This is a genomic window from Clostridium sp. AF35-15 (genome assembly GCF_003477745.1).
Lineage (GTDB): Bacteria > Bacillota > Clostridia > Lachnospirales > Lachnospiraceae > Otoolea > Otoolea fessa.
In genome coordinates, this window is the sequence record NZ_QUDY01000004.1 from 103,246 (window position 1) to 127,663 (window position 24,418).

Below are 24,418 nucleotides of genomic sequence, written 5' to 3' on the forward strand. Positions count from 1 at the left end.
GAAATAATAAAAAAAGAGCAGCAAAAGCTGGATTTACACTCGTTTGCTACTCGTTTCGGTATTATTATATTTCCTGTTTTAAAAAAAGTCAAACCAAAAAATCACCTGTCGGAAACAGGAATTCTGGTTATTGGTTCACGGGTAGACACTTTGGGAACCGGCACTCCCACTCTCCGCTTCAACGCCTCAATATACAGTCCCGCAAACCGTCCCGGTGTCACGCGATTGTGGGTAATGTAACCGATCTCCATATAATCGTCCACATCAAGTGGAATCGCTACAATATTCGGTCCGTTCAGTTCCTCATTGATGACACCGCTGCAGATCGTATACCCATTCAGCCCAATCAGAAGATTAAACAGGGTCGCGCGGTCGGACACCAGGATGTCCTTGCGGCTGTCCAGCGTGCTGAGGATCTCCTCGGAGAAATAAAAGGAATTGTGCTCGCCCTGCTCATAAGACAGACGCGGATAAGGTTCCAAATCCGACAGGGTGATAGAACTGCGGCTTGCAAGCGGATTGGCCGCACCGATAAATACATGGGGCTTTGCTGTAAAAAGCCGGGTAAATCTGAGGTCGTGTTCCCGCAGCGTCTTGCGGATCACCGTCTCGTTAAAACGGTTCAGATACAGCACGCCAACCTCGCTCCTAAGCTTCGCCACATCCTCAATCAGCTCATACGTCTGCGTCTCGCGGATACGGAAATCGTACTCTTCTCCGCCGTACTCGCGGATCAGATCGACAAACGCCTCAACGGCAAAGGAATAGTGCTGGGTGGAGACACAGAACTGGCGTTTCTGCGGCACAGCGCCAAAATAGCGCTCCTCGATCAGGTTTGCCTGCTCGATCACCTGTCTCGCATACCCCAGAAATTCTTCCCCGTCCGGGGAAATCACCACGCCCTTGTTCGTGCGGGTAAACAGGGAAAAACCAATCTCATGCTCCAGTTCCTTGATCGCCGCCGTGAGGCTCGGCTGTGCAATATAAAGTTTTTTTGCCGCCCCGCTGATGGTTCCGGCTGCCGCCACCTCCACCACGTATTTTAACTGAAGTAATGTCATGCCCTGTTCTCCATTCTTACTGATTTTCTGTCATTTCTTTCTGAACCGCATCTGCCACAGAATCACACCAGGCTCAAATCCGCCTCTAACGCACCTAGTCCACAAATTTTTCCGTCTCTTTCAGACGAACCAGCGCTCTCGCCATCGCCGCGCGGGTGCTGTAATACTCGGAAATGCTCTGTTTCTGGCGCAGCCGCTCTTTCGCACGCTCTAATGCCTCCTGCGCCCGGATCCGGTCGATCTCCTCCGGTTTCTCGATCGTATCTGCCAGCAACATAACACGGTTGTTGGCGATCTCACAGAAGCCCTGCCCGACGACTGCCGCCTCCCACGGACCGTCCTCTGTCGCCTGGAAACGCATTTCTCCCGCTTTGACTGCCACGATCTCGCTCTCATGGTGCGCCATGACAGCCATCTCACCATCCACCGCCGGAAGGATCAGACAGTGGCAGACTCCCTCATAGAATGTCCGGTTGCTGGATATGATTTTTACATGAAAATCTGCCATCCGTTCCTACGCCTCCTGTTTCTCTAAAGCCTTCGCCTTTGCCACTACATCCTCGATCGTTCCGACATTGAAGAATGCTGCCTCCGGGTACGCATCCATCTCACCATCCAGAATTGCCTTAAAGCCCTTGACGGTATCCTTTAACGGCACATACTTGCCCGGTACACCGGTAAAGTTCTCCGCCACGTGGAACGGCTGGGATAAGAAACGCTGTATCTTTCTTGCGCGACCGACGGTCAGCTTATCTTCCTCAGACAACTCGTCCATACCCAGAATTGCAATGATATCCTGCAATTCCTTGTATTTCTGCAAAATCTCCTGCACCCGTCTGGCCGTCTCATAGTGTTCTTCTCCGACCACATCCGGTTCCAGAATACGGGACGAGGATTCCAGCGGATCGACCGCCGGGTAGATACCCTGTTCTACGATCTTTCTGGAAAGAACCGTAGTCGCATCCAGATGGGTAAAGGTAGTCGCCGGTGCCGGATCGGTTAAATCATCCGCCGGTACATAGACTGCCTGGATTGAAGTGACCGAACCATCTTTCGTCGAGGCAATCCGCTCCTGCAGCTCGCCCATCTCATTCGCTAACGTTGGCTGATAACCAACCGCCGACGGCATACGCCCAAGCAGCGCTGAAACCTCCGAACCTGCCTGTACATAACGGAAAATATTATCGATAAATAGTAACACATTCCGGTGCATTTTGTCACGGAAATATTCTGCCATCGTAAGCCCGGTCTCTGCAACTCTCATACGAGCTCCCGGCGGCTCGTTCATCTGTCCAAACACGAGCGCTGTCTTTTCCAGAACACCGGATGCCTTCATCTCACTCCAGAGGTCATTGCCCTCACGGGAACGCTCACCGACACCCGTAAAGATAGAATAACCGCCCTGCTCCATCGCAATATTCCGGATCAGCTCCTGAATCAGGACTGTTTTTCCGACGCCCGCGCCGCCAAACAGACCGACTTTTCCGCCCTTGGAATACGGCGCCAGAAGATCAATAACCTTGATGCCCGTCTCCAGAATCTCCGCGACCGGGCTCTGATCCTCAAATGGCGGCGGATCCCGGTGAATACACCAGTGCTCCTCACCATCCAGCTTTTCTCCTCCATCTACCGTCTCACCTAAAACATTAAACAAACGTCCAAGCGTCTTTTCGCCAACCGGAACGGAAATGCCTTCTCCCGTCGGTGTTACCTTCATGTCACGGCTCAAGCCCTCGCTTGCCGACAGCATGATGCAGCGGACGATATTATTTCCCATGTGCTTGGCAGCTTCCATCACACACGTCTTTCCCTGATTTTCTACTGTGAGCGCGTCCCGGATCTCCGGAAGGGGACCGCTCTCAAATTTCACATCGACAACCGGACCGGAAACCTGGACAATCTTGCCTTCCGGCAGGCTGGTTTCAGTCTTTTTTGTCTCTGCCGCCTGTTCTCCCATCACACTCTCATCTCCTCTTCTCGTTCTCGTCTCTGTGCAGCCGCGCCGCCGCATACTTCGGTGATCTCCTGTGTGATCGCCGCCTGCCGCGCCCGGTTGTACATCGTATTCAAATCTTTTAAAAGTGCATCCGCATTATCCGTCGCCGCATCCATCGCCATCATACGGGCATTCTGCTCGCTGCAGAACGACTCAACCAGCGCGCCATAGATAAATCCGGCTACATAGTTCGGAACGATCGCATTCATCGCTTCCTCCGGCGTTGGCCGGAGGGAAAACTCCTCCAGCCGCACATCGACCGGAATCGCCATTCCGTGCATATCCGGCTTGGTAATCGGAAGCACCCTTTTATCCTTCGCCACACTCTGCATCACATTTTCCATTCTTGTATACAGGACATGGATCTCATCCAAATCACCCGACAAATATCGTTCCAGAAGCATTCCAGCAATCCACCTTGCCCGGTTAAACGTCGGATCCTGCGCCGTATACTGGAAATTTTCTTCAATCGGGATGTGCTGGGAGGCAAAAAACTGCCGCCCCGTCTCACCGATGACAAACAGATGTACCTCGCGGGAAGGATCCTTTAAAAATGTATCCGCCATCTTCATGATATTATGGTTATAAGCACCCGCCAGCCCTTTATCACCGGAAATAACCAGCAGCCCCGTTTTTTTCGACTGGTGTCCTTCTTTTTCAAAATAGGGGCTTTCCATGTTTGGCAGATGCCTCTGGATACGCCGGATGACATTTTGCAATGCATAGAAATACGGCTCCGTCTCTGCCAGTTCTTTTCTGGCTTTCTTTAATTTTGTCGAAGATATCAGGTACATCGCATTCGTGATCTTGCGCGTATCCTGAATACTCCGGATCCGGTTCTGGATCTCTCTGAGTCCTGCCATCTTCCATCACCGCCTTACTGCTTATCCGGTTTTGCATCCGCTGCTGCCTCCGGCGCATTTCCCTGTGCTTTCAGGAATTTTGCCTTGTACTCGCCCACCGCCTTCGCAATCTCTCGCTGGATATCATCGCTGAGTGTCTTCGTCGTGCGGAGTGCATCGCCCACCTGCGGGTAGAAACTTCTCATATATTCGTAGAGCCCGCCCTGGAATGCTTTCAGCTTTTCCTTCGGAATATCTACCAGCAGATGGCTCGTTGCCGCATACAGAATCACAACCTGTTCTTCCATCGAGAGCGGATGCTCAAGCGGCTGTTTTAACAGCTCCATCAGACCGCTGCCGTAGGTAAGCTGTGCCTTAGTTGCCGGATCCAGATCGGAGCTAAACTGTGTGAATACTTCCATCTCGCGGTACTGTGCCAGGTCGATACGTACGCTTCCGGCTGCCTTCTTCATCGCCTTGGTCTGCGCTGCGCCGCCGACACGCGATACCGAAAGCCCTACATTGACCGCCGGGCGCATGCCCTCGAAGAACAGCGAACTTTCCAGGAAAATCTGTCCATCTGTGATGGAAATAACGTTGGTCGGGATATACGCCGACACATCGCCCGCCTGTGTCTCGACAATCGGCAGCGCTGTGATTGAACCACCGCCCAGCTCATCCGAAAGCCGCGCCGAGCGCTCCAGCAGACGGGAATGCAGATAGAATACATCGCCCGGATATGCCTCACGTCCCGGAGAACGTTCCATCAGAAGAGACAGTGCACGGTACGCAACCGCGTGTTTCGATAAATCGTCATAGACAATCAGAACATCTTTTCCCTGATGCATAAAATATTCTGCCAGTGCCGTTCCTGCATACGGCGCGATATACTGTAAGGACGCCGGATCACTCGCCGTCGCTGCCAGCACGATGCTGTACTCCATCGCCCCGTGTTTTTCCAGTGTATGAACCAGTCTCGATACCGTTGAAGCCTTCTGACCGATCGCCACATAGATGCAGATCACGTCTTTTCCCTTTTGGTTCAGCATCGTATCTACCGCGATCGAGGTCTTACCGGTCTGGCGGTCACCAATGATCAGCTCACGCTGTCCGCGTCCGATCGGGAACATCGAATCGATCGAGAGGATACCGGTCTCCATCGGGGTATCAACTGACTGACGCTCGATAATACCCGGCGCCGGTGATTCCACCGGACGGTATCCGGCTGCCTCAATCTCCCCTTTATTGTCGATCGGATTGCCCAGCGCATCTACAACACGCCCTAAGAATCCCTCGCCAACCGGGATACCTGCCATCTTGCCGGTCCGCATCGCGCGGCTTCCTTCTCCGATGGTGTTCGCATGTCCAAAGAGGATGCAGCCGATCTCCTTCGACCGGATATCCTGTACCATGCCTCTCACATCGCCGTCAAACGCCACAATCTCACCGTACATCGCATGGTCGATTCCATCCACATAGGCGATGCCGTCGCCCACCCGGCTGACCGTACCGATCTCACGGGCTGAAATGTCGATTCCATCCAGATTTCCTTTCAGAATCCCGATGATTCCCTTCTGGGTAAGGAAATCACCCGAATCCGGCTCTTTTACCAGATTCTTTAATTTATCTGCCAGTGCCCGTTTTCTTCCCTCCGTGCTCCAGTCATATTCCTCACTTCCGACCCGGAGGATAAAACCACTTCCAAGCTCCGGCTTTTCTTCCTTCACAATCCGGAGTTCCCGTCCCGGATATTTCTCCGAGAGAAATTTCCGGATTCCGGCTGCCTGTTTTTCATCCGGCTCTTTGACATATTCCAGCACACAGCGCAGATATTTATCCGGCTTTTCAAACGTCTCCGCTTCCTTAATCAGATCCGGCATCATTTTCATTGTCTGATCCTGTGCCAGCACCTCGATGATTCCCCGGACTGCCAGCGGAAACAGGCTACGAACCAGATCTTCCCGCTTCTCACGGGTCAAATCCGGATTTTCAAGCTCTGCCGGAAGCTGCGGTGTCGCAGCCAGTATCTCAGCCGCATGCTGCAGATCATCGACAGAAATCTTCTGCCTCTTTATTTCTTGTAAATAGACATCAAGTTTCTTCATTCTCCGTCGTACCCGCTTTCTTCAAAAACTCATCATAAAGAGCGCTGTCATCCGACTTCTTGTTCATCGAACCAGCCGCCGCGTCCAGAACCAGCGACAAAATTTCATGCTTCGCCTGTTCGAGCATCTTGTCCTTCTCCCGGCGTGCATCCTCGCCCGCCTTACGGATGACTTTATCTGCCTCTTTCTGGGCGTTTTCAATCAGCTGGCGTCCTTCCTCACGTGCACTCGCACGCGCCGCATCCAGCACCTTGTTTTTCTCTGCTTCTATTTCATCCTGGCAGGCTGCGTATTTCTCTTTCTCCGCCTGCGCTTCTTCCTGCATCTTTTTTGCCTCATCATACTTTTCCTGAATGGCTGCATTCCGTTTATCGATCACTTTGTTGATCGGCTTAAAGAGGAAAATACGGATAATTGCATACCAGATTAAAAGGTTGATGATCGTAAAAACCAGGTTGATGTCCAACCGTAACATAGCCTTGCCCCACCTTTCGTTTTCTATCGTATCAGCTTAAAAGAATAATAATCAAAAGGGCAATAACGAAACCATAAATAGCAGTTGCCTCGGCAAGTGCCGCACCTAACAATAGAATCTTTGTGATTTTTCCCTCTGCCTCCGGCTGTCTTGCGACTGCCTCAGTCGCCTTAGATGTGGCGATTCCGATACCAATTCCGGCTCCTGCGCCTGCAAGAACTGCCAGACCTGCTCCGATTGCAATGATTGTACCCATAATAAAGTCTCCTTTTTGTAATTTTCTATTTCTCTTCTATTACTCGATTGATTCCTTGATAAAAAGCCCTGTCAGGAAGACAAATACATACGCCTGAATCAGACCGTCAAAGATATCAAAGTAAGCGCTGAACAATACCGGAAGCCCTACCGGAAGGATGTATTCAATCAATTTCATGATGACGAACGCGCCCAACACGTTTCCGAACAGTCGCATACACAGCGACAACGGTTTGATAAATACCTCCATGATATTGATCGGTGTCACGATGGCGATCGGCTCTGTAAAGCTCTTTAACCATCCTTTTAAACCTTTGACCCGAATCCCTGCTGTCTCAATCAGCACAATACTCATCAGCGCCAGTGCTGCCGTGACGTTCAAATCCTTGGTTGGCGGCTTGAATCCCAGTATACCAAGCAGGTTCGCCACGCCCAGATACATCAGCACGGATGTCAGATACGGCGCATAGCCTTTTCCTTCCTCTCCGAGGATTCCCTCGCCAATGCCCTGCAGCCACGTAACAGCGTTCTCCAGAAGGAGCTGTCCGCGTCCGGGATGTTCAACTTTCAGACCGTGCGTCACAATCAGTGAAACCACGAGCACCACTGCCATCATGATCCATGTAACCACAACGGATTCTGATATGCCGATCCCGCCAATTGTAAAGGCTGTCTCACAGTTCAATTCCTTGATCAGGGTCGCACCCAGATCTCCCATACTGTCACTTCCTCTCTCCGGGTTGTTCTCCCGCGGCTGCCCCGGCTATTGTTCTTTCATTTCCCGATGCCGCCACGTGTTCTAGTTACTGTTCACGCATACGTGCCCAGTAACGTTTTCTCCTGTGTCTCCACATTCTTCCCGTCTGTTCCCGATCTTACTCCCAGAAATACAAATGGTAAAATTATATTTTTTTCCTATATCCATAGATAAAATGAATGGTGATAGTTATTGGTAATCGTTATTGTGGCTGGACATTTCTGGAAAAATACGATAAAGTGTGACTATATTTGGTAAATACACGTACAGATATAAAATCAGATAAACACTGTTTCAATCAGGCAGAAACAGTCCGACATACAGAAAGGATTTCAACTACATACATGGACATCAGTTTCGACTACTACAAGGTTTTCTATGAGGTGGCTCGATGCCAGAATATTACCCAGGCGGCTTTGAATCTCTGCCTCACGCAGCCAACCGTAACAAAATACATTCATAATTTAGAAGATATGCTTCAGTGCAAACTTTTCAACCGCTCCCAAAAAGGCGTGACCCTGACCGATGAAGGGCGGATCCTGTTCCGCCAGATCAACCGTCCCTGCCAGCAGATGGGACGCGCGGAAGAGATTTTAAAAGAATATACGAACAGTCAGAGCGGCAGGGTTTCGATCGGTGCGAGCGAGCTGACGATGCGCTTCTTTCTGCTTCCTTATATTGAACAGTTCCAGCAGCGTTTTCCGAATGTGACCGTGCAGATCCATTCCAACTCTGCGCCGATCACCGCTTCTTCCTTAAAGGCCGGGGAAAATGACTTTGCCGTCATCATCTCTCCGATCCACGAGATCATGAAGGAGCTGGATCTGGTTCACGTGATGCCGGTTTCCGAGTTCCAGGACATCGTCATCGCCGGAAACCGTTTTTCCGAGCTGCAGAACCGCACACTCTCCCTTGAAGAGCTCTGTATGCACCCACTTGTCAGCATGGAGTCCGGCACAACGACGCGGCTTTTTTGGGACAATCTCTTTGAGGAACAGGGGCTGGATCTGCGCCCGAGCATCGAAGTTTCTTCCAACGACCTGATCGCCCCGACCGTCTCCCACAATCTGGGAATCGGCTTTGTTCCCTCGGAATTTGCCCGGAACTACCTGCTCAACTACCGCGTGTTCCAGCTTCACCTAAATATTACTATCCCGAAGCGCCAGATCCTCGTCCTGCAAAACCCGATGCGCCCGCTGACGCCGGCGGCACAGGCATTTCTGGATATGCTGAAACAGCCGGTGCAGGAAAGTATAGGGAATGGACAGCCGATCTTGTTACACCCATAGGGATTTTCACTAAAAATACCCTGTCGGTCGGATTTTAATGCTCCTGACAGGGTATTTTTGTTTGTAATCTACAAGCTTCTAACCTCTTCATATAAATGAAAGTGATTTTTTCTAAATTCCAGAAGCCCTTCCCGCTGCATTTTCCCCAGCTCTGCCGACAGCGCCGACCGGTCCACGCCCAGATAGTCGGCGAGCTGCTGGCGGTTGAATGGTATATCAAATCTCTCGCTCTCATTTTTTACCGCCTGATCGGAGAGGTACGACAGAAGCCGTCCCCGGATGGATTTCGACGATGTATTGAAGATCCGGCGGGACAGCTGCAAGTTTTTCTGCGCCGAGATTGCAAGCAGGTTGCGGATAAGCTGCGTGTGATGTCCGCAAGAATTGGGACACTGCGACAGCATTTTTCCAACATTTAAAAACAGCACTTCCGTCACCTCCGCTGCAAACACATCGACCAGCAGCTTTTCCCCCGGCACGCACGCATATGTCTCCGCAAAAATCTGTCCTGGTTCTACCCGGTCTAGAATGCTGCGGTTGCCCCACAGATCATCGTTGACAATCATCACACTTCCGTGCATCACCACCCCCAGAGATGTGACCGTATTCCCCGCGCGATAAATCATTTCTTCTTTTTCATAACTGCGTTCCTCCGCCCCCAGACAGGACAGCATCTCCCCGATTCCAGATTCTCCCGCGCCTCGAAACAGAGGGCTGTGGCTTAGAAGCTGCATCTCGAAGAGAGTTAAATTCAGGCTGGCGCCCGTTTTATAGTTTGATGCCATATAGATGTTGACCTTTCTATTTTAATAAGTGTTCTTAATTATATCAAATATTTTTATGTTTTTCTGCAATCTGATTTCCCGTTCTTGCACATCCATGCAACTTCTGCGATAATAGAAACGCCGCAGGCAATTTTTAATGGATTTTTGCGCGTGACTGTGAAGGTACTGAACAGCTACGTTTTAAATTAGAATTTGTATCGGACAAGATATTTACATAAAGAGGAGACGTTCAAATGCTCGAGCCAAATCAGCTTCTTCAGACATATATCCGCCAATATCAGGCGGCAAGCAAGAAAAAACGAAAGACCAGTTCCCGCCCCCGCGATCTGAACGAGCGGACGAACCGGCTGTTAAAAACATTGAAACGCACCAAACCGACGCAGGTCACCAGCCTCTCGCTGGAGGAATGGCACCGCCAGATCAAAAATCTGGCTTATTTTGCGTACCGTTCCCACAACGATGCTGTCACAAAGCTCATTGAAACCAGCCTGCTGCCACAGCTCATCCGCCTGGATGAGGCAATGTTTCTGCCCGCCCAGCGCGATGATATTTCCGTGGATTTTCTGAATTATCTGGAAACAGAATTGGATGGTCAGCTCTGCACGCAGACACTTCTGGAGCTTTACCAGATCTATAAGCGCTACGTCATCCAGTATAAAATCATGGATCTCGTCCCATCCCGCCCAGAGCTGGAATTTCCGGAGACTATGGCGATGAACCGCCGTTTCATTCTCCACATCGGACCGACCAACAGCGGCAAAACATTTCACGCGCTGGAACGCTTAAAAACAGCGAAAAAGGGCACTTACCTCGGTCCGCTGCGCCTTCTGGCGCTTGAGGTATATGAAAAAATGCACGACTGCGGCGTTCCCAGCACCATGCTGACCGGTCAGGAGTGTATCGCCGACGATGACAGCCGGATCACAGCTTCGACGATCGAGATGGCAGATTTCTCCGAGGAATACGATATTGCCGTGATTGATGAGGCACAGCTGACCGCCGATCCAGACCGCGGGCATTGCTGGACAAAGGCGATTCTGGGACTGAAAGCCCACGAAATCCATGTCTGCATGAGTCCCGCCGCTGAATCTGCTGTCACACACCTGATCCATCTGTGCGGCGACAGCCTTGCCATCTGCCGGTATCAGCGCAAAACTGCGCTCATCTGTGAGGACACGCCATTTTCTTTCCCGGAAAGTGTTCTTCCCGGCGATGCACTCGTCGTATTTTCCAAAAAATCTGTGCTGGATGTGGCGGGCCGTCTGGAAGAAGAAGGTATCAAGGCAAGTGTTATATACGGAAGCCTGCCGCCGGAGATCCGTCGCCGCCAGATGCAGCTTTTTACCAGCGGCAAAACCAAGGTGGTCGTCGCCACCGACGCGATCGGCATGGGACTCAACCTGCCTGTCCGGCGTATCGTATTTGTCCAGACCCAGAAATTTGACGGTACCACCCGGCGCGGTCTGACCGTACCGGAGGTCAAGCAGATCGCCGGGCGCGCCGGACGCTTCGGACTCTTTGACACCGGCTACGTCAACGCGATGGGGCAGGAATCCCTTGATTATATCCGGGAACAGCTTACTCAGGAGGAAGAACCAATCGAAAAAGTCAGCCTCGGTTTCCCGCAGATTCTCCTCGATCTGGACGAGCCGCTGGACGTTATCATCAAAGTCTGGAAATCCGTTGAGCCGACGCCTCCGTTTGAAAAGGTCAGCGTCGATGAGATTTTAAGCCTTTATGCGCAGGCAGAACGCCACAGAGACGATATCTACGGATTCGATGACAAACGGATTCTCTACCGCATGATCAGCTGTCCCATCGATATCAAGGATCATCAGGTTGTCCTGCAATGGCTGCGCTACTGCAAGGATTACCCGGCGGACAAGCGCCTGAAACACCCGGACAAAGGCGCCGGCTCCAAGCTGGGGCTGCAGAAATACGAAACGTATTACCGCAAGCTCGACCTCTACTACCAGTTCTCCCATCGTTTTGACAAGCTCATCGACGAGGACTGGCTCGAACAGGAACGCAGCCGCACTGAAGGCACGATCATGCAGTATTTGTCCAAGGGCAAAAAAAGCTACATCGCCCGCTGCCAGCGCTGCGGACGGATGCTGCCGGTTGGATATCCGTTTAAGATTTGTGATCCGTGTTTTCGTCACAGTTCCATTATCGATTAGCCCCTGATTTTACCGTTTTACGTTCCGGCTGTTCAACACCACCAATGCCGTAAAAATCAAAAGAATGCCCAGCACATTTTCAACCCGCAGCATTTCTCCAAATACCACAATCCCAGCCACATCTGCCACCATCGGCTCAGCAAACGCCAGAACCGAGGCTTTTCCTGCCTCCATCTGGCGGAGTCCCAGTGTGTAGCTTACAAACGGAAAAAAGGTAGATACAAGTTCCAGCGCCAGCCCTTTGCCAAGAAGCGCCGGAGAGGTCATCAGGCTCGAAAACACCTCCGGTAATTTTACAAAGGGAATCAGGCTGATGGTTACAGCCATAAAAGAATCTTTATTCTGAGGTGATGATATAATAACGGAAGATGCCATGACGACATAGGGGATGATGTTTCGGGGCAGCGCATGACGTGCTGCCTCTTTTTTCGAAATTTATGCTATAATACAGAAAGAGGGAATCAAATTTTAGGAAAACAAGGAGAATTTCAATATGTATGATGTGTTAATTATCGGCGCCGGTCCCGGCGGTATCTTTTCTGCCTATGAGCTGATGGAACGTAAACCGGATTTAAAGATCGCTGTTTTTGAGGTAGGACATCCGCTGGAGCACCGTAAATGTCCCATTGATGGTGATAAAATCAAGTCCTGTATTCACTGCAAATGCTGCTCCATCATGAGTGGATTCGGCGGAGCCGGTGCATTTTCTGATGGAAAATACAACATTACCAATGATTTCGGCGGCACTCTCTATGAGTATATCGGAAAAAAGACAGCCATTGAACTGATGGAATATGTGGATGGAATCAACCTCCGTTTTGGCGGGGAGGGCACGAAGCTGTATTCCACTGCGGGAACAAAATTCAAGAAAACCTGTATGCAGCACGGCCTGCATCTTCTGGATGCTTCGGTCCGCCATCTGGGTACAGATATTAATTATATTGTTCTGGAGCACCTCTATGATCATCTGAAGAATAAGGTGGATTTCTATTTTGACTGTGCCATCGAAACCGTGGAGAAAACGGAGAAAGGTTACAAGGTTTACAGCGATGATACAACCTTTGAGGGTACGAAATGTATCATTTCCGCCGGCCGAAGCGGCAGTAAGTGGATGCAGAAGGTATGCAAGGATCTGGATATCCATACGAATTCCAACCGTGTGGATCTGGGTGTCCGGGTTGAGCTGCCGGCTGAGATCTTTTCGGATCTTACGGATGAACTCTATGAGAGCAAGATCGTGTATCGCACGGAAAAATACGAGGATTACGTGCGCACCTTCTGTATGAATCCCAAGGGAGCTGTGGTAAATGAAAATACCAACGGCATCGTAACGGTAAATGGCCACAGCTACGAGGATCCTGCAAAGCAGACCCATAACACGAACTTTGCCCTCCTGGTGGCGAAACATTTTTCAGAGCCCTTCAAGAATTCCAATGAATATGGAGAGAGTATTGCAAAACTCAGCAACATGCTGGGCGGTGGTGTAATTGTGCAGCGTTTTGGAGACCTGATCCGCGGAAAAAGAAGCACGCAGCAGCGAATCAATGAATCTTTTACGGTTCCAACCCTCAATGCGGCTGCCGGTGATCTGAGCCTGGTTCTCCCAAAACGGATTCTGGACGGTATTATCGAGATGATTTATGCCCTGGATAAGGTAGCACCGGGTACGGCGAATGATGACACCCTTCTCTATGGAGTGGAGGTAAAATTCTACAACATGGAGGTGGAAGTGGATCACAACCTGATGACCTGTCATGATGGACTCTACGTCATCGGTGACGGCAGCGGTATTACCCATTCCCTTTCCCATGCATCTGCCAGCGGTGTCTATGTGGCACGGCAGATCGCGGAGACAATTTAATAATAAACGGTCAGAAATGTCTATTAAAAATGGATAAGATGCAGCCCCTATCGTCTGCCATCTTATCCATCTCATTTCACTTCTTTCGCTTACCAATATCTCATTCAGATGCATTTTCCTTGATTCCCACTCAGATCCCCAACTTCCGAAACAACGCATACAATTCTTCTGCCTCGTCCATCGAAGGTTTCCATCCATATTGTTTTAAATCGACGCGGTCACCGTCCTCGGTGGAGTCCACCCGTATTCCATCCTGTTCCAGCAGTTTTTTCTGCTGTCCCGGATAGTCGAACGCCGCTGCGCCGCTTAGAAAGCCCTTGGAATTAATCACCCTGAATGCCGGGACATCGCCCAGGCGGTTGGTGCGGAGCGCATATCCCACCTGACGGGAATGGCGCGGTGCACCGCACAGGAGCGCTACCTGACCGTAGGTCGTCACGCAGCCGTCCGGAATGCGCCTAAATACTTCTTTCATTCTCCGATAGATGTCCATAATTATTTTCCCAGCACCTCGTCCGCATGATCAAGTGCTGCCTCGATATTCGGGCAGAAATGATCGCGTCCGACCATATCCACAAATCCTGCTTTCTCCATCACGTGCATCGGCTGCTCGTTGACATGGGACAAAATCAATGTGACGCCGTTCTTCTGGCAGCGCTCATAGAGGGCAACCATCGAATTCATCGCTGTACTGTCAACTGCCGGAACAGCACGCATACGAAGAACCAGGCATTTCGTCTCCTCGCGGGTTTCAATCTGGTTGATGCGGTCTGCTGCACCGAAGAACAGAGGTCCTGTAATCTCATAAACAGCCAGTTCTCTCGGTATCTCCCGCAGACGTGCCTGTTCTTTCATGGCTGCTTCTTCATCTTCTGCAGCTGCCGCTAAGAGCTGTGCCTCTTCCACTGAAAGCTCTTTTCCGGCTTTTTTCGCTTTTCTTACTTCCTGCGCTTTGCGCTTCTGCTCCTCTACTTCTTCGACATAAAGCCAGCTTCTGACGCCCGTCTCATCGCTCATCCGCTTCATAAACAGCAGGCAGGATAACAGCATACCGATCTCGATCGCTACAACCAGATCGAAGATAACGGTTAAGAAGAAGGTCAGCACCAGAACCGCAATATCACTCTTCGGAGCCGTCTTGGTCAGACGGACGAAGGTTCTCCACTGACACATATTGTAGGCAACCATAAACAGGATTGCCGCGATGGTCGGCATCGGGATCCAGCTTGCACACGGCATCAGAACTACCAGAATCAGAAGCAGGACAACCGCATGAACCATGCCTGCAACCGGGGTACGGCCGCCATTTTTGACATTGGCTGCGGTACGCGCGATCGCGCCCGTCGCCGGAATACCGCCAAACAGGGCGGAAATAATATTACCCGCGCCCTGTGCCACCAGCTCCGTGTTGGAACGGTGTTTTCCGCCGATCATGCCGTCCGCTACCACGCAGGAAAGCAGAGACTCAATCGCCGCCAGAACTGCAATCGTAAACGCATCCGACAGGGAACCCTGAATCACATCGTAGCTGAACACCGGCAGACGGAACGCCGGAAGCTTGTTGCTGACCGTGTAAAGGTCGCCGATCGTATTCACATGCAGCGGCAGGAATTTTACCATTAAAATACCTGCGATAACAGCTACCAGCGATCCCGGAATTTTCTCCGTGATCATCGGCATCACGATCAGAATCGCCAGACACACCACGCCGACGATGATCGCGTGCAGGTTGACACTTCCGAATCCGGCTGCGAACGCTTTCAGCTTCTGCATCGTCTCGATCGTCTCCATTCCTGCCGGATAGGTCACGCCGAAGAAATCCTTCAACTGACCGATGACGATCGTCACCGCGATACCGGAGGTAAATCCGGTTGTAATTGTAAACGGAATAAACTTAATCAATGAACCAAAATGGCAGAATCCCATGACAACCAGGATAATACCTGCCATGATCGTCGCAACTGCCAACCCTTCCACGCCGCTCTTCGCCACGATACCTGCCACGATCGTTGCAAATGCCGCCGTTGGACCTGCAATCTGTACCTGGCTGCCCCCTAAAAATGAGATCACAAATCCGGCTGCAATCGCCGTGTAGATACCCTGTTCCGGACCTACACCCGAAGCCAGCGCCAGCGCGATCGAAAGCGGCAGCGCGATGATCGCTACGATGATACCCGCTACCACATCTGACATCAGCTGTGCGCCGGAATACTTCTTCAATGTTGTAAACAACATTGGACGTATTTTTTCCATACCTCAAACTCTCCCTTTTTCTTCCCAATTTAAATAAAAAGTAATTGCCAGCCCTAAAAAGAACCGACAATTACCTATTATACAGCAAAATAAGGGTGTGTCCAGTTCTTTCGAAGTTTTAACACAGGAATGTTTCCGACTTGTTACTGGGCACGTATGCGTAAACAGTAACTCAGACTTCTAGATAAGCATTTGTTAAATTTCTTAGTTGTGATTTTTTTGTCAAAATGACGGATTTGTAAAATTTCTGTCACAAACTTCCGGCTATTTTTTCGATTGACTTTCCTTTAAAAAAGTCTATAATTCGTACTTGTAAAAAGCATTGAGCAGGACACGATTTCCAATTCTCCACGTTTTCAGAGAGCTGCCGGGCGATGAAAGACAGTAACGCCGATGGAAATTATCCCCTGTGAGCTGATCGGACAAACGCATGCAGGATACCAGTAGTCCGGTCCGGATTCCTACCGTTAAAGAGGAACATATTCAGAATGATGGATATGGCTGAGAGATCGGCTTTACAGCCGGTAAAAGAAGTGGTACCGCGGATGCTTATGCCTCCGTCTTCTTGAACTTTTAAAAGTTTCAGGAGGACGGAGGCTTTTTTGTTTCCCCGCTCCCGAAACTCCGGCAAACTGCCGGGACACTAAAAACCATTTGACCTATGGGAATGGAGGTATCTTTATGAACACATTAGTTATCGTAGTTATCGCAGCCTGTTGTCTGGCGGCTGGTTATCTGCTCTACGGCAGATGGCTCGCCCATAAATGGGGCATTGATCCAAACGCCAAAACACCGGCCGTCACAAAAGAAGATGGTCAGGACTATGTTCCGACCGATGGCTGGGTTGTATTTGCCCACCAGTTTTCATCCATCGCCGGTGCCGGTCCTGTCACCGGTGCTATTCAGGCGGCTGTCTTTGGATGGGTTCCAGTCTTTCTCTGGATCATCCTCGGCGGCATCTTCTTCGGCGCTGTTACCGATTTTGGTGCCCTGTACGCCAGCGTTAAAAATGAAGGCAAATCGATGGGACTTCTGATTGAACAGTACATCGGCAAAACCGGTAAAAAGCTGTTCCTTCTGTTCTGCTGGCTCTTTACTTTAATTGTAACCGCCGCTTTTGCCGACATGGTTGCTGGTACATTCAATGCATATGAGACGATAGACGGCGTGACCAGCTTATCCGCCGCCGCAACTGTCAACGGCGCAGCCGGAAGCATTTCCCTTCTGTTCATTGCCTTTGCCGTTGTATTTGGGCTGATTCAGAAAAAGGCTCAGTTCCATGGCTGGAAACAGACCTTGCTCGGACTTGTCTGCACGGTAGCTGCTTTCGTCATCGGCATGAACTGCCCGCTCATTACCACCAAGGCGAACTGGTCCTACATGGTATTCGCTTACATTTTCCTCGCAGCCGTTCTTCCTATGTGGCTTTTGATGGAACCGCGTGACCTGATGACAACCTTTATGTTTGCCGGTATGATTATCGGTGCCGTCGTTGGACTGCTTGTCGCACATCCGGCAATGAACCTGGCGCCTTACACTGGTTTCCACAATGAGAAATCCGGTGACCTGTTCCCGATTTTGTTTGTAACCGTTGCCTGCGGCGCCGTATCCGGTTTCCACAGCCTGGTTTCCTCGGGTACTTCCTCCAAGGCAATCACCAATGAAAAGGATATGCCGAAAGTTGGCTTCGGCGCTATGCTTTTGGAAAGTTTACTGGCTGTCCTGGCTCTGTGCGTTGCCGGTGCTGCCGCTTCCGCTGATGGCACGCCTGCAGCCGGTACTCCGTTTGCTATCTTCTCCTCCGGTGTTGCCGGATTCCTGGAGATGTTTGGAATCCCAGTTTACGCTGCCCAGTGCTTTATGACGATGTGCGTCTCCGCACTTGCCCTGACAAGCCTGGATTCCGTTGCACGTATCGGACGTATGTCCTTCCAGGAGCTGTTCAGTGTCGATGACATGGAACACGCCGAAGGATGGAGAAAGCTTCTCTGCAACAAATATTTTGCAACGGTTATCACCTTGGTATGCGGCTACATTTTAACCCAGATTGGCTATTCCAACATCTGGCCGCTGTTTGGCAGCGCCAACCAGCTGTTAAGCGCCCTGGTTCTCATCACCCTGTGCGTCTTCTTACGCGTCACCGGCCGTGAAAACCGCACGCTGCTGGTTCCACTGGTTGTTATGCTGTGCGTTACCTTCACCGCACTCGTTGAGCGCTGCATCGCACTGGTAAAGGCTTACAATGCCGGAACCGCTGTCTTTATGGTAGAAGGACTGCAGCTTATCATCGCGGTTCTGCTGATGGTTCTGGGTGTCATTATTGTGGTTCATTCCGGTAAAGTACTGTTTTCGAAATCGACTGCTTCGAAGACAGAAAACGATAAAAGATCTGAAATGAATAAACCGGCGCATTGCTAATGATTTCATCAAAATCAAATTATAACCCGACTATAGGTACCAAAAAGGGAGTCTCTCGCTCACGAAAAGAGACTCCCTTTTTTGGTATTTTTTAATTCTATTGATAACCACTCTGCTACTATATGATGCCAACTCTTCACTTCTGAATCTTTCTCACCGCGAATAATTGGCACTTTTGTTACTGTTCACGCATACGTGCCCAATAACGCACTTTTTTCTATTCTTTCATCTTTTTTCAAATTTCTCTGGTATTTCCCCTGCATTTCGTCTATAATAGGAAGCAAATTTTTCAACCAAGCACAGCGCTGACAGGCGTTGTATCAGACAGGAGGAGACATGGATATTGTATGTTTAGATCTAGAAGGTGTATTAGTGCCGGAAATCTGGATCGCATTTGCTGAAGAAACCGGAATCCCGGAGTTAAAACGCACCACCCGCGATGAGCCGGATTATAACAAACTGATGAATTACCGTTTAAACATCCTGCGCGAGCACGGACTGGGACTCAAGGAAATTCAGGAAACGATCTCTAAAATTGATCCGCTTCCGGGCGCAAGGGAGTTTTTAGACAAATTAAAAGAAATTACTCAGGTAATCATCATCAGCGATACCTTCTCCCAGTTTGCCGGACCTCTGATGAAGAAACTTGGCTATCCGACCATCTTCTGCAACTCTCTGGTTGTCAGCGAAAATGGTGAGATTACCGATTTTAAGATGCGCTGTGAGAAATCCAAATATACAACCGTCAAAGCACTCCAGTCCTGCGGCTTCGAGACGATCGCCAGCGGCGACAGCCACAACGACCTCGCCATGATTGAGGCAAGCAAGGCGGGCTTCCTCTTCCGCACGACGGAGGAGATCAAGGCAGAATATCCGCAGATTCCGGCTTATGAGACGTATGATGAGCTGTTAGAAGCGATTAAAAAGGTATTAGCGTAAACATTCCGTATTTTCATAATTGCATATGCAATCGTAAAAGCAGCCCCCGGAATCCACACTCCGGGAGCTGCTTTTCAATCGTTTATCCTCTCAAATGTTCACTGATTATTTTTCAATAAATAACTGTTTTACATCAAATGCCTCGTCGATCATGCCGGATTCATACATGAAATCAGCGGTCTTCTGGAAGCCTTCTTTGTCATCATCTGTGATCTCGGTAGAGAAATCATAGAGATCGTACATGCTTTTGACTGCATCGGTGTCCAGATCCAGCTCATCGGCTACGATCTGCATCGTCTCATCCGGTTTTTCTTCCATGAAATCAGCAATCTCGGTCTGTGCTTCTTCCAGCTTCTCGATGATCTCCGGGTGCTCGTCATAGAATTTCTGCGTCACTGCCACTGCAATGATCGCCTTAATCAGGCCTTCGCCGTCGGCTACCAGGTGGTAACCCTGCTTCCCTGCATTGTAAGCAGTTGCGCCAGCAACCAGAGCCACGTCTACACTGCCGCCGTCCAGACCTGCTTTTGCATCCGGGATCGACATATTGACATAGTTGACATCGTCGATCGTCATGCCAGCCGTTGCCAGATAGGAAACGAGAAGCTCATGCAGGTTGGTTCCGGTCGGTCCTGCGATTGTCTTTCCTCTCAGGCTTTCCGGCGTCGTCAGGGACTCATCCTTAGAATACATACAGAATGCCTTCGGAGAACGGCTGTACATATTTAATACCTTGATATCCGCTCCATTTGCTGCAGACAGAATCACCGAAGTACCGCCAACCGCATACAAAACCTGCACATCGCCGGAAGCCAGCGCCTGTGTCTGATCTGCCCCGGAGGTCAGCTCCGCATAATCAACCTCAATCCCCATATCGCCAAATGTTTTTTCAAAAATACCCTGATTTTTTTCGATGATCGTCGGCACATTGAGCGGAGAAGTTACATACGTAAAGGTCAGCTTATCCAGATCAGATTCTTTCGCTGTCTCCTCCTCGGCTGCCGCCTCCTCTGCGCTGGTTTCTGCCTCTGCCTGCGTGCTCTCAGCCGCATCTTTTGTACCGGAGCAGCCTGCCAGGGAAGCTGCGGTAAGGCAGAGTGCCATTCCCATTGCCATCCATCGTTTCATCATAATCGTTCCTCCTCTAAATAAAATGTAAATTATTTATAATATCCCTTTTCAGGGTTATCATCTCATCCTCCAAAAGATTCCTCTCTTCCTGCGGTGCCTTGACCTCATAGAGCGCCTTGACCATGCCCTTTTCAATGACCGCAATCTGGCTTCCCAGAATCAGTGCCTCATCGATGCTGTGCGTCACAAACAGAATGCTCGCACTGCGCTCCTGCTGGACGCGCAGAAGCTCTTTCTGCATCTGTTCCCTTGTAAAATAGTCAAGCGCGGCAAACGGCTCATCCATCATGATAAAGGTCGGCTCATACGCCAGCGCCCGCGCGATCGCCGCCCGCTGCTGCATTCCGCCGGAGAGCTGTGCCGGATATGCTTTTTCAAATCCAGATAATCCGACCGTGCGGATAACCGCCTCTATTTTCCCCGGATCTGTCTCCTTTTTTGAAAGCCCGAACACCACATTTTCCCAGACGGTCAGCCACGGCATGAGGCGCGGTTCCTGAAAGACAAATGCCGTCTTGTGGGCGCTCTCCCAGCGGATCTCTCCGCTGTCCGCCGTCTCCAGTCCTCCGGTCAGCCGCAGAAGCGTCGTTTTCCCGCATCCGCTCTGCCCCAGAATCACGGTGATTCTCCCCGCCGGAAGCGACAGGTTGATCCCGTTTAAAACGGGAATCTCCCGGTTATCCACTCGGTATGTTTTATGAATATCAATCAGTTCAATTCCAGCCATTTTCCCCGGATCCTTTCAGCACAAATCCTATCATCCATCCAAACAGGCGGTCCGTCACATATCCGACTGCCCCGATCACCAGAATCCCCACGATCACCTTGTCGGTCCGCGACATCTGCTGTGCAAATAAAATCATATGTCCAAGCCCGGTGGACGCCGCCACCATCTCCGCACCGATAATGGCGCGCCAGCTATAGCCAAGCCCGATCCGCATTCCGACCAGAATATCTGCCATCGCATAGGGCAGAATGATGCGGAAAAATTTGCGGCGCTTCGAGTAGCCGAACATATCGCCCACTTCCAGAAGTTTCGAATCGCACCCGGTAAATCCCTTCACGATATTTAAGTACATCGGGAAAAAGGACGCCAGCACAATAATCACCGTCTTCGTCGTCTCTCCGATTCCGCACCAGAGAATCAGCAGCGGAATCATGCTGAGCGGCGGGACATTGCGGAAAAACTGCACAATATACTCATAGTAAACGCTGCTGCCCGGAAACATCGCCCGGAACATTCCCAGCACAAAGGCAAACAGGAACGCAATCGCAAATCCCTTCATGACACGCAGGAAACTGATTGAAACATCCCGCCACAGTTCCCCGGTTTTCACCATTTTTAAAAAGCTCGTCCACACCCGCGCCGGGGACGGCAGCACATACGCACTGACCATCTCCATGCGGCAGACCAAATACCAGATCAGAAATACCGCTCCGATTCCCAGCGCCGGACCGAAGTATTTCTGCCAATTATCCTTGAATTTCTTCGTTTCTTTCATTCTTCCCATTCTTTTGCCGCAATTCATGCATTTTCCGCTTCTTCAAGCGTTTTCCATGAAGCGCAACTTTCTCTCACTCTGTCTGCACGCCATCCCCGTGATGGCATCCATCCTTACAATACAAAAGTTCCAGCAGATCCGCCTGCTTCCAGCTTCCGCTCTCCACATATGCCCGGATTTTCTCCGGACTGCTGACACTCTCTACCTTCGCCGCCTGTCCATCTTTCCGGCAGATTCCCGCAAAATACCCCGGCGGAATCGGGCTGTCTTCGATCGCCCGGACGCACACCTCACCGCCCGCCAGACGATTCCATGCGATAAACCGCGTATTCTCAAGTCCCAGCGAATTTCCAAGCACCGCAAGACTCTGGCATGGCGTCGTGATGATCTTCTCCCCATCCGCCAGATCCGGACGCGTGCTTAATTCCCGCGCACAGTGAAGTAAAATCGGCTCGATCGGGGCAACTTTCAGGTTTTCAATTCCAGATTCGTTTTCCGGCTCCTTCTGTATCTCTTCAAGCAGCCGAACCGCCTCCGGACAGCGCGCATCCGCAAGCGTCACGCCCGCCCGCAGACTAGCTTCATATCTTTCCCGGACGATCCGTCCCCAATCGCCCCGGCACTCGACCCGCGTCAGACCATGCCGTTCTAAAAAACGCTTCAGCGAATCTTCCTCACACATCCCGGCAGAAACCGGATTTATCCACAAATACTGCATTGTTTCTCCACTCTATCCAATCAGGCTGCCTAGCTTTCACACCTATGCACCTAATTTACTGCGTTTTCACGTTCCCTGCAAGTTAGTTTTTTCTAACTAGCTTATCATAGCAAAAAATCGATATATTGTCCAGTTTTGATTGTAAACTTTTACAATTTTATAAGTTGACACTAGCCGGTAAAAATGATAAAATCGGTTTTAATAGTTCCTATTTTCCTACATCTTTAATAGGTTTTATTCCGAACAGATTCCTGTTTTTATTGAATCCTATAAAAAAAGCAGGCGGACAGGGCATCAAGGATACAATTCAGGCGATCGAAAATGCCGGATATACCTATGAGATCGAGTCGGATGACCGTGAAGAATAATGGGACGCATTTTTCTATAAAAAAGGTTTTAACCAATTCTCGCACTTTCCGTGAAAATCGGCTAAAACCATTTTTCATTACAGCATATTAATAAACCCGGTCGATACCAGGAAAAGAACCAGCATGACAGCTGGCACAATATACCGGATTAAGAAGCTGTACATACCTGCTCTTGAAAAATGTTCCCCATTTTTCTCGACTTCTTCCACGATCCACTTCGGTCCGACCACCCATCCGATCAGGATGCTGGTTAAGAAGGAAATGATCGGCATAAGGAAGCTGTTGCTGATATAATCCATCACATCAAGCAGCTGTCCGGTGGAACCGTTCGGCAGCTTCAACTCAAAATACAGAACATTGTAGCCCAGACAAATGAGAACTGCCGTGATCAGGGAATAGATTCCGACCATCACACACATCTGTTTTCTCGTCTTTCCAAACACTTCCATGCAGTTGGCAACCAGCGTTTCCATGACAGAAACGCAGGATGTCAGCGCCGCAAAGCCAAGCATCAGGAAAAATGCAAGTCCCACGATATGACCGGCGCCGCCCATCGCCTGAAATACCTTTGGAAGCGAAATAAAGGTCAGACTCGGACCGGACGCCATGCCATCGCGTCCTAAAAATACAAAGACCGCCGGAATAATCATCATACCGGACAGAAGCGCCACACCTGTATCAAAAAATTCAATCTGATTGGTCGCCTTGTTCAAATCGATCTCATCTTTGACATAAGAACCATATGTTACCATAATTCCCATCGACACACTCAGTGAGAAAAAGAGCTGGCTCATCGCATCCAGCAGTACTTCCAGAAATCCTCTTACCGTCAGTCCCGTAAAATCCGGGCGCACGTAGACGAGGAATCCCTGTATTCCCGTCCGGACCGTCCCATCCGCGTCCGTGTAGGAAAGCGTCAATGAAAAAATCGCGATTCCGATGACTAACAGGATCAGTCCCGGCATGATAAAACAGGAAAATTTCTCAATTCCCTTCTCTACACCTCTGTATACAACCCAGATTGTGAGCGCCAGAAAAATTCCCGTGAAAATCAGCGGCGCATTCTTTTCCGTGATAAACGATGTAAAATATCCGTCCTCCGCCACATCCCTGCCGGATGTCGTCAAATACTCAAAGAAATATTTCGTGATCCATCCGCCGATGACCGAATAATACGTCATAATTAACATCGGAACCAGAAACGTCAGGTATCCGACAAACTTCCTCTTCGGATGCAGCGTTCCAAACGCCTGCAGCGCATTCTCCTTCGTTCTTCTGCCGATCGCCACATCCGTCGTCAGAAGTACAAATCCAAATGTCGCCACCAGCACCAGATACACCAGCAGGAACAGTCCGCCTCCGTCTTTCGCACATAAATACGGAAAACGCCAGATATTTCCTACACCGACGGCACTTCCGGCTGCTGCCAGCACAAACCCCAGCGAACCGCTGAAGCTGTTTTTCTTTTTTGCCATTTACTTAT

Annotated in this window: 22 protein-coding genes and 1 other annotated feature; of the genes, 5 read left to right on the plus strand and 17 right to left on the minus strand. The window is 50.2% G+C overall.

Annotation, left to right across the window (positions count from 1 at the left end; translation table 11 throughout):
- Positions 1 to 101 precede the first annotated feature (101 nt).
- The 8 genes from DWZ76_RS06105 to DWZ76_RS06140 form a co-directional block, all read right to left on the minus strand.
- Positions 102 to 1,061 carry a LysR family transcriptional regulator gene (locus DWZ76_RS06105; protein WP_118472174.1) on the minus strand — a complete coding sequence of 320 codons (960 nt, stop codon included), beginning with the start codon at positions 1,059 to 1,061 and terminating at the stop codon, positions 102 to 104.
- Between the two features lie 94 nt (positions 1,062 to 1,155).
- Positions 1,156 to 1,569 (minus strand): ATP synthase F1 subunit epsilon, encoded by a 414-nt coding sequence (gene atpC / locus DWZ76_RS06110; protein ID WP_022359057.1) that lies wholly within the window; start codon positions 1,567 to 1,569, stop codon positions 1,156 to 1,158.
- Between the two features lie 6 nt (positions 1,570 to 1,575).
- Positions 1,576 to 2,976: a F0F1 ATP synthase subunit beta gene (gene atpD, locus DWZ76_RS06115; protein ID WP_107000980.1), complete on the minus strand. Its 1,401-nt coding sequence runs from the start codon at positions 2,974 to 2,976 to the stop codon at positions 1,576 to 1,578.
- Positions 2,977 to 3,017: 41 nt separating this feature from the next.
- Positions 3,018 to 3,920 carry an ATP synthase F1 subunit gamma gene (gene atpG, locus DWZ76_RS06120; protein WP_107000517.1) on the minus strand — a complete coding sequence of 301 codons (903 nt, stop codon included), beginning with the start codon at positions 3,918 to 3,920 and terminating at the stop codon, positions 3,018 to 3,020.
- Positions 3,921 to 3,934: 14 nt separating this feature from the next.
- A complete protein-coding gene (atpA, locus tag DWZ76_RS06125; RefSeq protein WP_118468164.1) occupies positions 3,935 to 6,004 on the minus strand; it encodes a F0F1 ATP synthase subunit alpha in 2,070 nt (689 codons plus the stop codon).
- Positions 5,991 to 6,479: an ATP synthase F0 subunit B gene (locus DWZ76_RS06130; protein WP_118468166.1), complete on the minus strand. Its 489-nt coding sequence runs from the start codon at positions 6,477 to 6,479 to the stop codon at positions 5,991 to 5,993. The genes atpA and DWZ76_RS06130 overlap by 14 nt, the downstream gene beginning before the upstream one ends.
- A gap of 31 nt (positions 6,480 to 6,510) precedes the next feature.
- A complete protein-coding gene (gene atpE / locus DWZ76_RS06135; protein ID WP_022359062.1) occupies positions 6,511 to 6,735 on the minus strand; it encodes an ATP synthase F0 subunit C in 225 nt (74 codons plus the stop codon).
- A 39-nt stretch (positions 6,736 to 6,774) separates the two neighbouring features.
- Positions 6,775 to 7,452 (minus strand): F0F1 ATP synthase subunit A, encoded by a 678-nt coding sequence (locus DWZ76_RS06140; protein ID WP_107000520.1) that lies wholly within the window; start codon positions 7,450 to 7,452, stop codon positions 6,775 to 6,777.
- A gap of 383 nt (positions 7,453 to 7,835) precedes the next feature.
- Between DWZ76_RS06140 and DWZ76_RS06145 the strand changes: the two genes are divergently transcribed.
- Positions 7,836 to 8,780, plus strand: coding sequence for a LysR family transcriptional regulator (locus DWZ76_RS06145; protein ID WP_118472175.1), 945 nt, complete (start codon positions 7,836 to 7,838; stop codon positions 8,778 to 8,780).
- A 68-nt stretch (positions 8,781 to 8,848) separates the two neighbouring features.
- Here the strand turns inward: DWZ76_RS06145 and DWZ76_RS06150 are convergent, their stop codons facing one another.
- Positions 8,849 to 9,514, minus strand: coding sequence for a Crp/Fnr family transcriptional regulator (locus DWZ76_RS06150; RefSeq protein WP_118472249.1), 666 nt, complete (start codon positions 9,512 to 9,514; stop codon positions 8,849 to 8,851).
- A 284-nt stretch (positions 9,515 to 9,798) separates the two neighbouring features.
- On the opposite strand from DWZ76_RS06150, the gene DWZ76_RS06155 reads away from it, so the two are divergent.
- Entirely contained in the window at positions 9,799 to 11,745 is a 1,947-nt protein-coding gene (locus DWZ76_RS06155; protein ID WP_118472176.1) for a DEAD/DEAH box helicase, read from the plus strand.
- Between the two features lie 9 nt (positions 11,746 to 11,754).
- On the opposite strand, the gene DWZ76_RS06160 is transcribed toward DWZ76_RS06155, so the two are convergent.
- Positions 11,755 to 12,072 carry an EamA family transporter gene (locus DWZ76_RS06160; RefSeq protein WP_182431278.1) on the minus strand — a complete coding sequence of 106 codons (318 nt, stop codon included), beginning with the start codon at positions 12,070 to 12,072 and terminating at the stop codon, positions 11,755 to 11,757.
- A gap of 166 nt (positions 12,073 to 12,238) precedes the next feature.
- On the opposite strand from DWZ76_RS06160, the gene DWZ76_RS06165 reads away from it, so the two are divergent.
- Positions 12,239 to 13,606: an NAD(P)/FAD-dependent oxidoreductase gene (locus DWZ76_RS06165; RefSeq protein WP_118472178.1), complete on the plus strand. Its 1,368-nt coding sequence runs from the start codon at positions 12,239 to 12,241 to the stop codon at positions 13,604 to 13,606.
- Positions 13,607 to 13,736: 130 nt separating this feature from the next.
- Here DWZ76_RS06165 and DWZ76_RS06170 read toward each other — a convergent pair whose 3' ends face one another.
- On the minus strand, positions 13,737 to 14,099 hold the full coding sequence (locus DWZ76_RS06170) for an MGMT family protein (protein ID WP_118472179.1): 363 nt from the start codon (positions 14,097 to 14,099) through the stop codon (positions 13,737 to 13,739).
- A 2-nt stretch (positions 14,100 to 14,101) separates the two neighbouring features.
- Entirely contained in the window at positions 14,102 to 15,859 is a 1,758-nt protein-coding gene (locus DWZ76_RS06175; protein WP_118472180.1) for a SulP family inorganic anion transporter, read from the minus strand.
- A 313-nt stretch (positions 15,860 to 16,172) separates the two neighbouring features.
- Positions 16,173 to 16,427: a binding site (T-box leader), on the plus strand.
- Between the two features lie 113 nt (positions 16,428 to 16,540).
- On the opposite strand from DWZ76_RS06175, the gene DWZ76_RS06180 reads away from it, so the two are divergent.
- Positions 16,541 to 18,277 (plus strand): carbon starvation CstA family protein, encoded by a 1,737-nt coding sequence (locus tag DWZ76_RS06180; RefSeq protein ID WP_118472181.1) that lies wholly within the window; start codon positions 16,541 to 16,543, stop codon positions 18,275 to 18,277.
- Positions 18,278 to 18,613: 336 nt separating this feature from the next.
- Complete coding sequence (thrH, locus tag DWZ76_RS06185; protein ID WP_022359071.1) at positions 18,614 to 19,216, plus strand: bifunctional phosphoserine phosphatase/homoserine phosphotransferase ThrH; 603 nt, start codon at positions 18,614 to 18,616, stop codon at positions 19,214 to 19,216.
- 105 nt (positions 19,217 to 19,321) lie between these two features.
- Here thrH and DWZ76_RS06190 read toward each other — a convergent pair whose 3' ends face one another.
- From DWZ76_RS06190 to DWZ76_RS06210, 5 genes are all read right to left on the minus strand, one after another.
- Positions 19,322 to 20,347 carry an NrtA/SsuA/CpmA family ABC transporter substrate-binding protein gene (locus DWZ76_RS06190; RefSeq protein ID WP_333489837.1) on the minus strand — a complete coding sequence of 342 codons (1,026 nt, stop codon included), beginning with the start codon at positions 20,345 to 20,347 and terminating at the stop codon, positions 19,322 to 19,324.
- Between the two features lie 13 nt (positions 20,348 to 20,360).
- Positions 20,361 to 21,074 carry an ABC transporter ATP-binding protein gene (locus tag DWZ76_RS06195; RefSeq protein WP_117796190.1) on the minus strand — a complete coding sequence of 238 codons (714 nt, stop codon included), beginning with the start codon at positions 21,072 to 21,074 and terminating at the stop codon, positions 20,361 to 20,363.
- Entirely contained in the window at positions 21,061 to 21,849 is a 789-nt protein-coding gene (locus DWZ76_RS06200; protein WP_118472250.1) for an ABC transporter permease, read from the minus strand. The genes DWZ76_RS06195 and DWZ76_RS06200 overlap by 14 nt, the downstream gene beginning before the upstream one ends.
- 73 nt (positions 21,850 to 21,922) lie before the next feature.
- On the minus strand, positions 21,923 to 22,567 hold the full coding sequence (locus DWZ76_RS06205) for a hypothetical protein (protein WP_118472182.1): 645 nt from the start codon (positions 22,565 to 22,567) through the stop codon (positions 21,923 to 21,925).
- Between the two features lie 445 nt (positions 22,568 to 23,012).
- Positions 23,013 to 24,410 carry a sodium-dependent transporter gene (locus DWZ76_RS06210; protein WP_118472183.1) on the minus strand — a complete coding sequence of 466 codons (1,398 nt, stop codon included), beginning with the start codon at positions 24,408 to 24,410 and terminating at the stop codon, positions 23,013 to 23,015.
- Positions 24,411 to 24,418 lie beyond the last annotated feature (8 nt).